At 37.8% G+C, this 15,336-nt stretch carries 18 protein-coding genes; 5 read left to right on the plus strand and 13 right to left on the minus strand.

Going from position 1 to position 15,336, the window contains the following annotated elements:
* Positions 1-270 precede the first annotated feature (270 nt).
* Genes JYB65_RS12880 through mraZ form a run of 3 tightly spaced genes read right to left on the minus strand, consistent with a single transcriptional unit; the run spans position 271 to position 2,087 of the window.
* Positions 271-705, minus strand: a complete 435-nt coding sequence (locus JYB65_RS12880) for a cell division protein FtsL (RefSeq protein ID WP_206583089.1) — start codon at positions 703-705, stop codon at positions 271-273.
* A gap of 6 nt (positions 706-711) precedes the next feature.
* The gene (gene rsmH / locus JYB65_RS12885) at positions 712-1,650 is read right to left on the minus strand and encodes a 16S rRNA (cytosine(1402)-N(4))-methyltransferase RsmH (protein WP_206583090.1); all 939 of its coding nucleotides are present in this window, start codon (positions 1,648-1,650) and stop codon (positions 712-714) included.
* An 11-nt stretch (positions 1,651-1,661) separates the two neighbouring features.
* Positions 1,662-2,087, minus strand: coding sequence for a division/cell wall cluster transcriptional repressor MraZ (mraZ, locus tag JYB65_RS12890; RefSeq protein ID WP_206583091.1), 426 nt, complete (start codon positions 2,085-2,087; stop codon positions 1,662-1,664).
* Between the two features lie 463 nt (positions 2,088-2,550).
* On the opposite strand from mraZ, the gene JYB65_RS12895 reads away from it, so the two are divergent.
* The gene (locus tag JYB65_RS12895; protein WP_206583092.1) at positions 2,551-3,831 is read left to right on the plus strand and encodes a hypothetical protein; all 1,281 of its coding nucleotides are present in this window, start codon (positions 2,551-2,553) and stop codon (positions 3,829-3,831) included.
* Between the two features lie 59 nt (positions 3,832-3,890).
* Here JYB65_RS12895 and deoC read toward each other — a convergent pair whose 3' ends face one another.
* Entirely contained in the window at positions 3,891-4,559 is a 669-nt protein-coding gene (gene deoC, locus JYB65_RS12900; protein WP_206583093.1) for a deoxyribose-phosphate aldolase, read from the minus strand.
* Between the two features lie 330 nt (positions 4,560-4,889).
* On the opposite strand from deoC, the gene JYB65_RS12905 reads away from it, so the two are divergent.
* Complete coding sequence (locus tag JYB65_RS12905) at positions 4,890-5,468, plus strand: hypothetical protein (protein WP_206583094.1); 579 nt, start codon at positions 4,890-4,892, stop codon at positions 5,466-5,468.
* Between the two features lie 74 nt (positions 5,469-5,542).
* Here JYB65_RS12905 and ychF read toward each other — a convergent pair whose 3' ends face one another.
* From ychF to JYB65_RS12930, 5 genes are all read right to left on the minus strand, one after another.
* A complete protein-coding gene (gene ychF / locus JYB65_RS12910; protein WP_206583095.1) occupies positions 5,543-6,637 on the minus strand; it encodes a redox-regulated ATPase YchF in 1,095 nt (364 codons plus the stop codon).
* Between the two features lie 15 nt (positions 6,638-6,652).
* Positions 6,653-7,450: a prolipoprotein diacylglyceryl transferase gene (gene lgt / locus JYB65_RS12915; protein WP_206583096.1), complete on the minus strand. Its 798-nt coding sequence runs from the start codon at positions 7,448-7,450 to the stop codon at positions 6,653-6,655.
* Positions 7,451-7,691: 241 nt separating this feature from the next.
* On the minus strand, positions 7,692-8,204 hold the full coding sequence (locus JYB65_RS12920) for a hypothetical protein (RefSeq protein WP_206583097.1): 513 nt from the start codon (positions 8,202-8,204) through the stop codon (positions 7,692-7,694).
* 284 nt (positions 8,205-8,488) lie between these two features.
* Positions 8,489-8,731 carry an AbrB/MazE/SpoVT family DNA-binding domain-containing protein gene (locus tag JYB65_RS12925; RefSeq protein ID WP_206583098.1) on the minus strand — a complete coding sequence of 81 codons (243 nt, stop codon included), beginning with the start codon at positions 8,729-8,731 and terminating at the stop codon, positions 8,489-8,491.
* 117 nt (positions 8,732-8,848) lie between these two features.
* The gene (locus tag JYB65_RS12930; RefSeq protein ID WP_206583099.1) at positions 8,849-9,178 is read right to left on the minus strand and encodes a hypothetical protein; all 330 of its coding nucleotides are present in this window, start codon (positions 9,176-9,178) and stop codon (positions 8,849-8,851) included.
* Between the two features lie 106 nt (positions 9,179-9,284).
* Here JYB65_RS12930 and JYB65_RS12935 point away from each other — a divergent pair, with 106 nt between their 5' ends.
* Positions 9,285-9,863: a nucleoside recognition domain-containing protein gene (locus tag JYB65_RS12935; protein WP_206583100.1), complete on the plus strand. Its 579-nt coding sequence runs from the start codon at positions 9,285-9,287 to the stop codon at positions 9,861-9,863.
* The gene (locus tag JYB65_RS12940; protein ID WP_206583101.1) at positions 9,863-10,393 is read left to right on the plus strand and encodes a spore maturation protein; all 531 of its coding nucleotides are present in this window, start codon (positions 9,863-9,865) and stop codon (positions 10,391-10,393) included. Before JYB65_RS12935 ends, JYB65_RS12940 begins: the two co-directional genes overlap by 1 nt.
* 25 nt (positions 10,394-10,418) lie before the next feature.
* On the opposite strand, the gene JYB65_RS12945 is transcribed toward JYB65_RS12940, so the two are convergent.
* From JYB65_RS12945 to tmk, 4 genes are all read right to left on the minus strand, one after another.
* Entirely contained in the window at positions 10,419-11,195 is a 777-nt protein-coding gene (locus tag JYB65_RS12945; RefSeq protein WP_206583102.1) for a tRNA1(Val) (adenine(37)-N6)-methyltransferase, read from the minus strand.
* A gap of 6 nt (positions 11,196-11,201) precedes the next feature.
* Positions 11,202-12,122, minus strand: coding sequence for a PSP1 domain-containing protein (locus tag JYB65_RS12950; RefSeq protein ID WP_206583103.1), 921 nt, complete (start codon positions 12,120-12,122; stop codon positions 11,202-11,204).
* A 2-nt stretch (positions 12,123-12,124) separates the two neighbouring features.
* A complete protein-coding gene (locus JYB65_RS12955) occupies positions 12,125-12,940 on the minus strand; it encodes a DNA polymerase III subunit (RefSeq protein ID WP_206583104.1) in 816 nt (271 codons plus the stop codon).
* An 82-nt stretch (positions 12,941-13,022) separates the two neighbouring features.
* Positions 13,023-13,643: a dTMP kinase gene (gene tmk, locus JYB65_RS12960; protein WP_206583105.1), complete on the minus strand. Its 621-nt coding sequence runs from the start codon at positions 13,641-13,643 to the stop codon at positions 13,023-13,025.
* Between the two features lie 424 nt (positions 13,644-14,067).
* Between tmk and JYB65_RS12965 the strand changes: the two genes are divergently transcribed.
* Positions 14,068-15,156, plus strand: coding sequence for a hypothetical protein (locus tag JYB65_RS12965; RefSeq protein WP_206583106.1), 1,089 nt, complete (start codon positions 14,068-14,070; stop codon positions 15,154-15,156).
* Positions 15,157-15,336 lie beyond the last annotated feature (180 nt).

The following is a 15,336-nucleotide window of genomic DNA, read 5'->3' on the forward strand; positions in this document are numbered from 1 at the left end:
TACATAAAAAAGGTGGCTTCGCCACTCCGCTAGGGAACCCAACGGCTCTCACTTCATTCGCGGAGCACCCTCCTTTATGGGCAAAAAGGCTTTCGCCCCTCTGCACTTCCCTTTTGCCTATTAGGAAAATCTCATGATGTTTCCTAATAGATAAAAAAACCGGACCCCAAATTGTTCTTAATTTAATTGTCCGGTTCTTCGTTCAATATGCAGTTAAATTCATTATTCCATTATATTTAATATAAAAAATTATTATTCCTTTTAAAAAAATTAATTATAAGCTTCTTCCATCAATAACAAAGCAAAGTCTTTTGTGGGTTTTTCAGTCTTATTTAAATACACGAACTGATTCGGATCCGGATTGACCATTCCCAGTTGTGTGGTTGCTTTCTGTTCGATGGCCTGAATATTATTTGCCTCATTAATTTGAACAGTTAAGTTTTCCAGCTCACCTGTTATGACTGCATTTTCCTTTATGATATTATTTATTTGATATTTTATGCTTGATGCATATGCTGTAGTGATAATCATTGAAACACATACGGCACCGATCACAATGGTGAGAAATAGCATTGCCAATCGGTCTCTTTTCGTCACTACAGATTTTTTCTTTTGTTTTATAATAACTACTTTTTTGGGCTTCATATCAAAGCCATATTTTTTATAATTGTCTTGATATTCATACCATTGTTCTGCAGGCATCATTTCTCTTTACCTCTTCTTCTCAATTATCCTTAGTTTTGCGCTTCTAGCCCTTGGGTTTTCTTCTAGTTCTTCTTTCGTTGATATGATCGGCTTTCCGGTTACCTTCACCATGTCGGTTACCGCTCCGCAGGTACACATCGGAAATTCTTTAGGGCAAGTACAGGGGTTCAGTCTCTTATTAAAATATTCTTTAACGATTCTGTCCTCCAACGAATGAAAGGTGATGATGCATAACCTTCCTCCCGGCTTCAAAACATTGCAAAAGTCTTCGACAGCCCTTTCTAAATGCCCCAATTCATCGTTGACTTCAATCCGTATTGCTTGAAAAGTTCTCTTCGCAGGATGTGGGCCTTCCCGCCTCGCCGAAGCCGGAATGGCTGCCTTAATGATATCGACCAATTCTGCGGTATTCTCGATTCGCTTTTGTTTTCGGGCTTTTACAATAAACTCGCTGATTCTGGAAGCCCATCTTTCTTCACCGTATTTACGAATGATCTCGGTTAATTCGGTTTCCGTGTAGTTATTCACCACTTCTTCAGCCGTTAGGGAGTCCTTTGCATTCATCCTCATATCGAGAGGCGCGGTCTGCATATAGGAAAACCCTCTTTCAAAGTTGTCCAACTGGAAGGAAGATACGCCCAAATCCAATAAGGCCCCATCGATCCCCTCTATCCCAAGCTGTTCTATAATTTCTTGGATATTTGAGTAATTGTCTTGTATAAATTCTTTTTTGCATCGAAAGCCTTCTAATCGATTTTTTGCTGCATGTAATGCATCCGAATCCCTGTCAATACCAATCAGCATTCCCTCTTGTCCAAGGAAACTGCAAATGCCGGAGGCATGTCCGCCTCCACCCAGGGTTCCATCCACATAGATTCCATTTTCTTTCATGTTCAGACCTTCTATACACTCATTATACAAGACGGATACGTGTTTAAAATCCATGTTCCTTCTCCTTAAATGCCGTATTCAGCCATCTTCGTAGCAAAATCTTTAGGGGTTAGTTCTGTCATGCTTTCTGCTGCGGTCCATTCTTCCTTGCCCCAGATTTCAATCTTGTCGAGCAATCCCACGGTCACAAGCTCCTTTTCAATATGAGCATATTCTCGCAGATCCTGAGGAAGTACCATTCGCCCTTGCTTATCAATGTCACATTCTATTGCATTTGCATAAAAATGGCGCACAAAAGCACGAGCATTCGGGTCAGTAGTAGGTAAGGCTGAAAGCTTTTCCATAAATTTTTCCCATTGCTGCATAGGATATATGTAAAGACAAGTATCAATTCCTCTTGTCAGCACACAACGACAGCCTAATTCATCCCGATATTTTGAAGGAACAATCATTCTGCTTTTAGCATCTATTGAGTTTTGATATTTTCCCATCAACATGTGCTCACCTATGAATAGAGATTCTACTTCACCCTGATTTATTAGTTTTATTCCACTATACTCCACTACGCTCCACCACGCAACAAATTTTAATTAAAAATGAGGATGATTTGTCCACTTTAATGCACTTTTTAATTTACTCTATTCTCTTGTCTTTGGGTATTTCCTATATATGGTGTATTTTTTGTATTGAGTTTCCATATGTAGACCTTTATTCGTCTACTAGCTGAAAATTTGATGTTGCCCCCGTTTATAGCATCGCTTGCTCTCTTCATTATAAAAAATTCACTTAAAAACCATGATTGCCTTTACAGCGATGTCACATATACCCTGTCATCCTCATATATTGGAACAAAGCCAAATCGACACAGTCCGGCGCATCATAATAACGCCACGAATACATAGCGTTAATATAATCTTTTACGCTATAAATTAAAATTAAGAGAGGTTATACAATATGAGTAAGCATTCTTGTTTACCAAGATCCAATGTATTAAGCCGTGTATGCGGAACATCCATAGACGTTGATGCTGTAGATTTCGCACCATCAGCAAGGCATTTAGTATATATGGATAAGGTATATTCCCGAGCAGAAGCAACGGCATGCCCTTTAGTATTTGCACTAAACACCAGTCCTTTTTCATTCCAGACTCAGCTTCTGACATCTCCACTCAACATGGCAAATGAAAATTTATGCGAAGAAATTTTTGGTCCAACAGGAGGCGTGAAACTGCCATTTTCAAACTGCAAAAAACATTGCGGAGGTGCAGTAGAATCTGCTAATACCGGCTGCAACGGTAACATAGATCCGTGCAGACCTTCATGCAATCCGTGTGGAGCTGTTGCCGGTATCATCGGCAATCCATGCGAAATTGATGAAAATGCAGTTTTCAACATTGTAAACAGCTATGTGCTGATTAACAATTTCAATACACGACCTCTTTGCAGCTTGAACAGAACACAGGTTACCCTTGATGGAATGCCTGTAGATTCGCTTGACTGCCAAGGTGGAAACTATACCGCTACGATTGGTAATATCGTTCCTGAGATCACAAAAGAAGTATGCGTTGATAGAGGACTTCCGACAAGAGCTTTTTTCTTAATCACGAATGCAGGTCCTTGGGCATTCGATGCAAAATTTGTGCTTGAAGGTACAGTCAATACAAATGGCAGACTCTGCTGCTTCAGAGCAATCTTCGAAACAAATGCTCCTATTGACATTCATCCACAGCCAGGCGCAGCCGGATGCGGATGTGCGTGCGATTGTGTAGCACCAGACACTTCGGATTTATGCCCACCTCCAGTATGGAATTCAGGTACTGTAAATTTCGCAGTTCCTGATATTAGTATTCCATGCACAACAAGCGGCATTTCTCCAACGATTAACTTTAGTTTCAGTGGAAAGATGAGCCTGTTAAATCCTTCTATCACAGTACAGGAAAATTTCGGCCGTTTGAATCTGGTTCTAAACACTAGAGTAGTTGCCGAACCTAGCATTTTCTTAGAAGTTGTTAAGAAGACGTTATTCTGCACAACAGCATGTGAAGGATTACTTCCTTGTGACGGAACAGAAGCTGCTTGGATCGCTTCAAACCAAGACGATGACGTGGACTCTGAATTCGAATGTTCATGCGGTACAAGACGCGAAGAAGTGGAATCCATTGAAGATTCCTATTGTGGAAATACGATTGTCTTCGGCACAAATGCCACGTGCAATTCAACCTGTCGCGGGTTCTAATGCACTAAAAAAGGGGATACATAAATGTATCCTCTTTTTGTTTGACTTTTTAGTATAAGCTATTGATTATATTCTTTGACAATTCCAACCGAAGCGCTCGCACCAATTCGGTCTGCTCCTGCTTCTATCATTTTTAGAGTGGTTCCCAAATCCCTGATACCGCCAGAAGCTTTTACTTTCATTGCAAGGCCTACCGTTTCACGCATCAAGGCCACATGATGTTCTGTCGCTCCTCCAGTTGAAAATCCGGTGGACGTTTTTACAAAGTCAGCTCCGGCTTCCATAGACAATTCGCAAGCCTTGATGACCTCTTCATCGGTCAACAAGCAGGTTTCTAAAATAACCTTTACAATAGCATTATGTTCATACGCCAGCCCGACTACCGATAGGATATCGTCTTTTACATACTCATACCGACCTTCTTTCAACGCACCTACGTTGATTACCATATCGATCTCAGATGCGCCCTGTTCGCAGGCCCAATCTGTTTCGAACGCTTTCACTTCGGTTGCAGCTGCACCAAGAGGGAAACCAACCACAGCCGCCACTTTCACATCGCTGTCCTTTAATTCTTCTGCCGCTAAGGATACATAGCATCCATTGACGCAAACAGAATAAAATCCATATGCTTTTGCCTCTGCACAAAGCTTCTTGATATCCTCTTCCGTCGCTTCGGCTTTTAATATAGTGTGATCAAAATACTGACTTAAATTTTTGATTTCTTTCATTTTATCCTCCACTAAACATTGAATAGGAACTGGTTCATGTAAATATTTATATTTCAACATATTCAATGCTTATTTAGCACAATTGGTACAACATAAGCATCCATCAAATGACTATATAATACAAAATATTTCATATTATCTATTATATAATCTATTTTTTTACGCGTAAATATAAATTATTCATAGAATAGAAAAAACTGTATCTTATTATACCTGCTCAACAAATTTCCAATATATTAACATATTAGAAGGAAAAAACATATTAATAATCTGACTGATAATATAATTTAAAATAAATTATATTACTTGAGCAGTATTAGGAGTATTGAAATGATATGCAAACACCAACGTGAAAGTGTACCTTCTTGGCAGTTAAACATCATTTTCCGTTTCACAAATATTTGGAGGGAAGTAGCAATTTATACCAGATTCTATCTGGTTAGTATTCATTCAGGTATGGGCGACCACCAAGTGATATATGATAGATTGTCTAAAATACCCATAGAATTTGGAAATTCCTTTCGATTATTTTTTGGAGATGATATAGCCAATGAATATACAGATTTATTAAAATTGCAAATTTTATTAGTAAAGAATTTAATTGATTCTCAAGTAAGAGGCGATACCCGTGCAGTCAATCAAAATATAAAACTAATCTATGATGTTGCGGATAGACGAGCAGTATTACTTGCACAAGTCAATCCATTTTGGGTGCAAAGGGAAATTCAAAGTTTAATATACAGCTACTTAAGTTTAATTATGGAAGAAACAATCACATTCTTGATAAAAGATTATGCAAGGTCGATAGATATATTTGATAGGCTTTTATCTTATTCAACTGTAATCGGAGATTACTATGCACAAGGCCTATATAATTATATCATGTCAAACCAGACCCAAGCAGAATAAATGAACGTGTTGAAATATTTTAAAAAGCCCTGTGAAATCAACATAAACGTTGAAATTACAGGGCTTATTTTTATCTAAACATTGAACAGGAAATGGATTACATCTCCATCCTTCACTTCATATTCTTTTCCTTCTGATCGAATCAAGCCCTTTTCTTTTGCAGCAGCAAGATTTCCGCCGCATTCGATGAGCTTATCATAGGCGATGGTTTCTGCTCGGATAAAGCCTTTTTCAAAGTCGGTATGAATCTTTCCTGCCGCACCCGGAGCTTTTGTTCCCCTCTTTATCGTCCAAGCTCTTACTTCCGGTTCGCCGGCTGTTAAGAACGAAATCAAATCCAATAATCGATAAGAAGATTTAATCAGTTTATCCAAACCGGACTCACTGATGCTAAGCTCTTCTAGGAACAGGGCTTTTTCTTCTTCCTCCAATTCTGAAATCTCTGCTTCTATTTTCGCACAGATTACAACGACCTCTGAGCCTTCTGTTGCGGCAAATTCTCTTACAGCCTGCACATATTCGTTTTCTCCGCCCGCAGCGATGATCTCTTCCGATACATTAGCGGCATAAATAATCGGTTTGTAAGATAGTAAATCCAATGATTTCACAAAATTCTCTTCTTCATCGGTTAAATCCATCGTTCTTGCGGAAAGCCCTTTTTCAAGTGTCTCTTTTACCTTATTCAGATTATCAAGCTCCGCCTGAAGTGATTTATCACCCTTAAGATTCTTCTGGGTACGCTGCAGCCTTCGTTCCACAACTTCCATATCCGATAATATCAATTCCAAATTGATGGTTTCAATATCCGATAAAGGATTTATTGTACCATCCACGTGAACTACATTCGGGTCATCAAAGCAGCGCACCACATGCACGATCGCCGCCACTTCACGGATATGCCCAAGGAATTTATTTCCAAGCCCTTCGCCTTGAGATGCCCCCTTTACCAAACCTGCAATATCATAAAATTCGATAGCGGTATGTACTGTTCTTTTCGCTTTGTACATATCTGTTAGAATCTTCAGCCTTTCGTCAGGAACCGCAACAACCCCCACATTCGGTTCTATCGTACAAAACGGATAGTTTGCAGCCTCTGCTCCGGCCTTTGTGATTGCATTAAAAAGTGTACTTTTACCTACGTTTGGTAAACCAACTATGCCTAATTTCATTACTCCTGTTTCTCCTTACTGCTTAAATTTTCCAGTATATTTACTATATCTTCCGTAAAAAATTTTCCCTTGTCTTCGCGTCCGTTTATACAAAAGGATATATAAGACAAGAAATACGACAAAGACAAAGCCGCTCAATACCATGGCTTGTTTCAAAACGCCAAAAAGCATTAGGCTGTCTGTCCGAAGGAACTCTACAAAAAACCGCTCCATTGAATACAATATCCCATAAGCAAAAAATGTCTGCCCTTCAAAAGACCTATTATTATCGATTGCGATCAAAACAAAAAATAGGATAAAACACCAAATCGATTCATATAGAAACGTCGGATGTACCGTTTGCCCGTCTACCGTGATAGCCCACGGCAAATCGGTAGGCCCGCCATGCGCTTCTGAGTTAAAATAATTACCCCATCTCCCTATAGCTTGTGCCAATGCAACGGCCGGCATCGCCAAATCTAATATATTCAGCGGTTTATAATTCCACAACTTACACAAAATTGCTGCTGCTGCAAGCCCTAAAATTAATCCGCCATGGATAGCTAGCCCTCCTGCCCTTAAATTAATCATTTTAAAAAAGTCACCGGAGTAGTAGTGCCAGTTAAATATCACATAATAAAGCCTCGCCCCAATAATACCCACAGGTACACAAATTAATATAAAATCCAACGTTTTATCTGGATTAATTCCATGTCTTGGTGCACGTTTATATACGATTAAAGTTGCTACTACAATACCTATGGCTATTAATATTCCATACCACCGTACGTCTATACCAAAGGCGGTAAATGCAATTGGATTTGGAGTCGGCATTTTATCCACCATTAAACCTTTCTATGTTGTTTTATATAGGATACTTCTTTTTCTCTTGACTCTCATTATAAACAAAAAAGTGTGACGAACGCCACACTTTTTTTGTTACGTAGTCAATATCGTTTACGATGTTGACGGAGTATCATAAAAATCTACTGCTAAAACGCGATCAAATGCGAGCTAAAGCTCGTTAAAGACGATTTTTTTATTATGTAACAAATATGGATAAAATATTACGAGCCTATTTATTAATGTATTTTGCTAAAATCAACTCAATTTGATCTCCCATGATATAAATATCATATAATTTTGAATCGTTCTTCCCAGAATTCTTAGTCAAATTATCCTGATAAGCTTTCACAAATTCCTTGCTGCTCATGATTTGCGGCAAGCTCACATTTCCATTTAAAAAAGTGGCTCTCGCTCCAGTCCCCAAAACAGCAGATAAATTGGAGTTTTTATCTTCAATATAATATCCTTCCGGTTGTGATGAGTCTTCTACCAGAACTTTTTCAGCAATATTAACTTGGATTGTTCCATCGTCGGCTTGGTTCAATTCAATCGTGCCAAAAACATGCTCTGCACCGTCTCGAACTAATTGCTCCACATAGTCCCCTTCCAGATAATCCACTGTTATTTGCGGTTCATCTTCAGTTTGTCCGCTCTTATTACTCTTAGCACACCCAGGAAGTAACATGGCAACAGCCAACACAAAAATCAGTCCAACACACACAATGCTTTTCGTTGTCTTCATTTTAAATCCCTTCTCCTCAATCATTCATGTCACCATCACTATTTTATTCACTTAATGCTGCGATTATTAATTCATATTCACAGCAGCTTATATATCTAAGACGATCATATCATATAAATTGTTCCTTATGTTAGTAAAACGAATTTTGTAACCAAAATGTAAGAATTTGCTTTTATACAAGATAAATGTTCAACAATCTTGTTGTAAACAGGATCGCCGTATATTTTTCAATAGCATAAAAAAGAGACCTGATGGTCTCTTTATCCTCGTATTCTCTTCTAAGACTAAAGCTCTTTAATCTTCTTAATACATTCTTCGCATATATTTTTGTCTTTGATGTGTCTAACATTCTTGGCATTACCACAAAATACACATGCTGGCTCATATTTTTTAAGTAAAATGTATTCACCTTCTACAAAAATCTCTATAGGATCCTTAATTTCTATATTTAATGTTCTCCTAAGTTCAATAGGCAATACAATACGGCCAAGCTCATCGACCTTTCTAACGATACCTGTTGCTTTCATTTCCAGCAATCCTCCTCTCAATGTTACAATTATATTGTAAACTTAAAAATTGCGAGTTATTCCTAATATTAACATTATAGTTAGTGAATGTCAACTATATGAAGGACTTATTTTAAGCTAGTCCTCCTTTTTCTTTGAAAGAATTTGTTTCAAAGATGCCAACGAATTCACTATAGATGACAACGCTGCTAGCGTGCTTTGATTCCCCTTAATCACATCGGCCATACTGCTAACAGTAGTCGTAACATCTTCTACCGCTTGATTTATATCCTGTGCCCGTTCTGCTGCAATAGCAGAAATAACTTGTGTGTCCTCTAAAATTTTGTTTGTATGCCTAATAGTTACAATTAGATTTCTCATGAAACTAATGCAATAGATTAACAAAACCAATACTGCGGTCACTATCAAAATAAAACCTAAATCTTTTACGGTTAATGTTATCTCCATGGATGTCACCCCCATTAATTTGTACAATATATTATGTACCTAAATGTGTAAAATTTCAACATTTATTTTCAAAGAATGAATATTATAGTAATCGAGGTGAAGCACAATGATGAATTATATTTGGTCTGGAATGATTTGCATCGGGATCATCTTTGCATGTATCAATCACAATTTAGCCGGTTTTACAGACGGATTATTAGACAGTTGTACCAGAGCCGTCGAATTTGTAATCGGCCTCGCCGGTGTCATGGCCGTTTGGACAGGAATCATGAAAATCGCCGAAAGATCCGGCTTAATTGATCTAGCAGCCAAAAAAGTAATGCCCTTGATAAAGTACCTGTTTCCAAAAGAAAATGATAAGGAAACCATCGCATTAATCATGATGAGCTTTACAGCGAACATCTTTGGTGCAGGAAATAGTGCTACTGTTTTTTCGCTAAAAGTCATGGAACGGCTGGACAATCAAAATAATCACAATAGCGTTGCCAATAACTCTATGTGCATGTTTATAGCCCTCAGTATGTCTATGGTCCAACTAGTGCCCATTACCGTCATTCAAATTCGTACTCAATTAGGTTCCCAAGATTCGGCTTCGGTTATTGTCCCCTCTATTATTGTGGGGCTCATATCTATGGCGGCTTCGGTTATTGTGTGTAAATTCTACGAATATAAAGGAGTAAAGTAATGTCTTTTATATTAAGCACTCTTTCCTATATGTTTATTCCAGGCATTCTTACACTCGTTATCGTCTTTGGCCTCTATAAAAAAACACCGATTTACGATTGCTTCATCGAAGGTGCAAAAGACGGCCTAAAAGCTGCCGTAGAGATTCTCCCTTTTATTATTGCCATTTTTGTCGGTATTGAGTCCATTGTTTCTTCCGGTGCCATGGACTTCTTCCAACGCATCTTATCGCCTGTATTTGCGCTGTTCGGCATTCCGAAAGAATTAATTTCGTTGATCCTATTACGTCCCGTATCCGGCAGCGGGTCTCTCGTTTTGATGGAACGCGTTATGCAAAATTACGGGGTCGATTCGCTTATCGGTCAATCGGCTTCTGTTATGGTAGGAACCTGTGAAACAGTCTTCTACGTTCTCGCACTATACTTTGGTATCACTCATGTAAAAAACATGCGTCATGCCGTTATTGCGGGGCTAATCGGCTATTTCGTCGGTGTCATAGCTTCTGTTTATATATGCAAACTCCTTCAGTAGTCAAAACTTCCGAAGGAGTTTTTATTTAACGTTCATATATTTTCAGAATTTCTTCCGAATAACTCGAGTGATCTTCTTTATAGATCGATAGCTGCTCTAAAATTTTCAGCTCCGGATTGCCATATTTCACACAGTGAACCAGCATGATATTGGCGGCAGAGTTTTTGTCAGGAGCAACAAATCTCAGTTCTTTCGGCTCCAATCGATGCTTTCTGCAATAAAAACAAATATCCACTAATCGACTTGGTCTGTGAACCATGTAAAAGTGTCCTCTTGGTTTTAATAGGCCCGCAGCGGCTGCCACGAAACTCTCCAAATCGGCAGTAGTCTCATGACGAGCGATCCGTTTCGCTTCATTTTCATTGATTAGCCCTGCCTTTCCTGTCATATAAGGGGGATTTGAAGTGACTACATCAAAAGTGCCTCTGAGAGACTCTAATTCTTCTATCGGGTTTGCTATATCCGCATGAATAAAGTGCACCTTATGAGAAAGCCGATTCATCTGCGCATTTCTGCAAGCTCTATCGAAAGAATTCTTCTGAATTTCTATTCCATAGATCTTTTCCAGAGAGGTTTTATGGCTCAAGACAAAGGGAATAATACCTGTTCCTGTGCCTAAATCAACTGCAGCTTTCATCTTGCTTTTTTGATTTGTCCCTCTTGCAGCAAAGTCGGCAAGGATAACGGCATCGACTCCATAGCAAAATTCATTTGGTTCTTGTATCAGCTTTAATCCCTCAAAACCAATTTCATCCACCCGCTCCCCTTCCAATAGGAGAGGTTGATTATCTACTTCATTCAAATAAAATTACTCCTTCAATAAGTTCTTAATTTCATCCAGCAATTCTTCATCCAAATCTTCGAAAATATCCTTGTTATCCTTTTTATGATTTGATTCAATTCTTCTAATATCCTTTTTCTTATACGTATACAGCTCTACGCTCAATTTTTCTGGCTTATCCTCTGTTCTTTCTTCTAGGATTAATCGAACTTTGATCTTATTTTCCAATATATTAGATTCTGTTACAATACCGATTCCATCCGGTGTTTTAATCTTTTCTCCCACCTCCGGCATTCCTTTTCGAAGTTCCATATATACATCATTCTCAAACTTCAAGCAGCACATCAATCTGCCGCAAATACCTGAAATCTTGGTTGGATTAAGGGACAGATTCTGAACTTTAGCCATTTTAATGGATACGGGCTCAAATTCAGGGAGCCATGTATGGCAGCAGAGTCCTTTCCCGCAGGTTCCGATTCCGCCTACCATTTTTGCCTCATCTCTCACACCGATTTGACGAAGTTCAATTCTCATTTTAAATACGCCTGCCAAATCCTTTACAAGCTCTCTGAAATCGACTCTTCCGTCCGCGGTAAAATAGAATATAATTTTACTGTTATCAAAGGTATACTCTACATCGATTAATTTCATATCCAGATTATGTTTGTTAACCTTTTCCTGACAAAGAACGATAGCTTTTTCCTTCTTTTTTAAGTTTTCAATATGCTGCAGCGTATCCTTCTCATTTGCTATTCGTATAATCTTCTTAAGTGGCGCCACTATGTCTTTTTCAGGTACCTCTTTAATATCACAAGTAACAGTTCCATACTCCATTCCTCGTGCAGTTTCGACTATTACGTTGCTATCCTTTATTATCTCTAAATCACCAGGATCAAAGTAATATACCTTGCCAGCTCTTTTAAAGCGTATTCCTGCTACTCTTACCATCTTTATCCTCCAATTTTCAAAATTAAGCTTTTCATCGCATAATTTGTACTAATTCCACGTTGTAAATCTCTTCTTGTTTCCTCTATCAAGGAAACCGCTTTATAAATATCCGTTTTCTTATGAATTCGGCTTTCTTTCGTTTCAAGAATAGCCAAATCCCTATAAGTTAATTCCATTGCATCTAATAATTTTAAAGCCTCTTCTTTCTCTGCCGCGACTTCATTTATTTTTCCTTTCAGTAAATAAAAAGGGCTGTTCTTTCGTAATAGTTCGACCAAATTTTCAGCCTTCTGCTTTATCTCTTTATATTCGACCGTTTCAAAAGGATAGAGCCTAAAAATAACACATCGCGACAAGATGGTTTGAACCAAATTCTCAATATTATCTGATAATAAGATAATAATTGTCCCCGCTGGCGGCTCTTCAAGGGTTTTCAGCAAGCGGTTCTGGGCACGAACCGTCATCGTATCCGCCTCTTTAATAATCGCAATATTGCGATCACCAAAAAAAGGTTTCTTTTTTAATCTGGTCTGAAGCTCTTCAACAGCCTCATCCTTGATACTTTTCCCATCTGCTTCAATATATATAACATCTTCATGGTTTCCATGATCTATTTTCCTGCAGTCAGGACATTCATAGCAGCCGTTCCCTTTATTTGTATTACATAAAATTGCCTTCGCAAAACAATTCGCAACCAATAGCTTATCAATACTAGATTCTCCCTCTAAGATGTAAGCATGAGATAAGTTTCCGGACTCAGAAAGAAATCTCAATTTCTCAATTAATTTATCATTTCCCCCGATATCATTTAGAATCATTTGTACCTCAACATTCACTTCTATAGAATTTATCACTAAATGTTCATTTCTCAGCTGCAGATACTTATTTTTATCATCTATTCTATAAATTTAGCAGCTGCTTCATATGCCCTATGATATCCTTACTAATCTCTTTAATAGAACGATTAGCATCGATACCAATAATTCGATCTTTATAATTTTCTTCCAGTTCTAAGTATCCTCTAAAAACTTCATTGTGGAATGCAAGTTTTTCTAGCTCTAATCGATCCTGTACTTCTTCTTTAATCCTCATTTTTCCAATACTTGGATCTATCTTTAAAAAGAAAGTAATATCCGGCATACATCCGGCTACTGCAAATTCATTAATAATTCGTACGCAATCACCCAATTTACGCCCATACCCTTGATAGGCAATACTTGAATCAACAAAGCGATCACAAATAATCGTTTTTCCTTCATCAAGAGCAGGTTTAATTACCTGAGCAACGTGCTGTGCCCTAGACGCAGCATATAAAAGGGCTTCGGTCATATAATCCATCTCTACATTATTCTTGTCCAATATGATGGCTCTAATTTTTTCGCTTATTTCAGTTCCTCCAGGTTCTCTGGTCACGATGGCTTCTCTGCCTTGCTCCTCCAAAAACTTTTTTAATTTTTGAATTTGCGTCGATTTCCCTGAACCATCCGGTCCCTCTATTGAAATAAACAGTCCCTTCTTCATAGCACGCACTCCTACAATATTTATTTCTTATCCTTAATTTGTTCCATTAACTTGGATAGCAGTGACATGGAAACATAAAAAACAGGGAGGCAAAGTAATGCTACAAATAGTATTTTTAAATAAAACATTGATTTCCCCTCCAAAAATTATTCATACTGATACAGTATACCATAATTCTTTCTACTTTCCAAAATATTTTACCCTGATACGCTTACAATTAAGTGTCTATTCTTTAAAGTTTACAGTCACAGAAGATCCTTCTATTTAAAGTAAAATAAATTTATACATCACCATTTCTTTTGTCCTTCTATACAATGATAATTAGGTGGCCTAAAGAGAGAGAAAATATCTCAGGCGCCTATGATTATAAATGACAAGATAAGGAGCTCTTTTTCTCGCCTAATATAGAAAGAGGTAGACCCAAATGATGTATTATTATGCTTACCTGGATGAACGTGATATTGTTCAGATGATTTACTCGTTACCAGCACCAATAAGTTCCAACCAATTTATTTTAATTCCAACAAACGATCAAACGCTTATAGGGAAAAAATACAACCGGGAAACGGGAGAATTTGAAGAGATCGTATTATTCTATTATGCGGTACTCGGAGAAAAAGACATCGTAATAAATGTTATTGATTCAGAAGTAGAAATAATAGATTCAAAGAAAATCAAAATTTTATCAAAAGATCTGACCTTAATCGGAAAATGGTATGACCGGCAAACCAAACAATTTCTTGATCCGCCCATTCACATTTTGGCAGAGTTAGATACCGGTCAGATCAATATCAAAGGACAAGATAAATGGTTACAGGCCGATCTAGATGAAATGAAGCAAAAGCAAGAAACAGATTTAGATGAAATCAAAAGAAAGCAAGAAACAGATTTGGCTGAAACCAGAAGCGCACTGGAAACTAATTTAGCTGAAACCAAAAGAACACTGGAAGCTAATTTAAATGAAATCAAGAAAAAGCTGGAAACTGTGAATGCCGGTGTATTCGGCGGTTACAAATGCCATTTTAGGATTCGTAATAATGAAGAAATGACCCGGGAATGGGTTGATGGGAAAAGATATACGTTTAATTTTGATACTGGCATTTCTGGGTATTTCCCCAAAATGATTCGATTGATTTCAGAGGGTACCCATATGGAAGAACTCGTTGCGGATCTTTATATCGTAAAAAATCCAGATGGCTCTATAAAACGTGCGTATCTAGATAAGGCTTATTTTGGAACACCGAGGGACTTACAAGGCGAAGAATTCAAAAGATACACGGAGCATGATATAGCAGTGAGTGACTATGATCCATTAAGAGCAGAAGTTGGTGGGAATGGTAAAAAATATGACGAAGGTGCTTGTGCATTTATTCAATCTTTTTCCCATAATTATGCTTATGTTGCCATTGGAAAGTTTGATTATACGGAAAATACTCTTTCTTTCAATATAATGATCTCTGAAGAACTGGTAGGATATTATACCAATATGAAAATTGAAGTTTTTGTATTTTAAAATCAACCATGCGAGGGGACCTTCGGGTCCCCTTTTAATATTGTAGTTTGCATATAATTGAAGCTGCGCCCCCTGCTGTCCCGTTTTAACATTCTGTCCAGCATTTTAATGCTGACGACAGAATTTAGGCTAGAAAATCATGAATCTCTGATTCATAAATTTTCATCGTCTACTCAAAAA

Source organism: Clostridium aminobutyricum, assembly GCF_017255415.1.
GTDB classification, from domain to species: Bacteria; Bacillota; Clostridia; order Peptostreptococcales; family Anaerovoracaceae; genus Aminipila; species Aminipila aminobutyrica.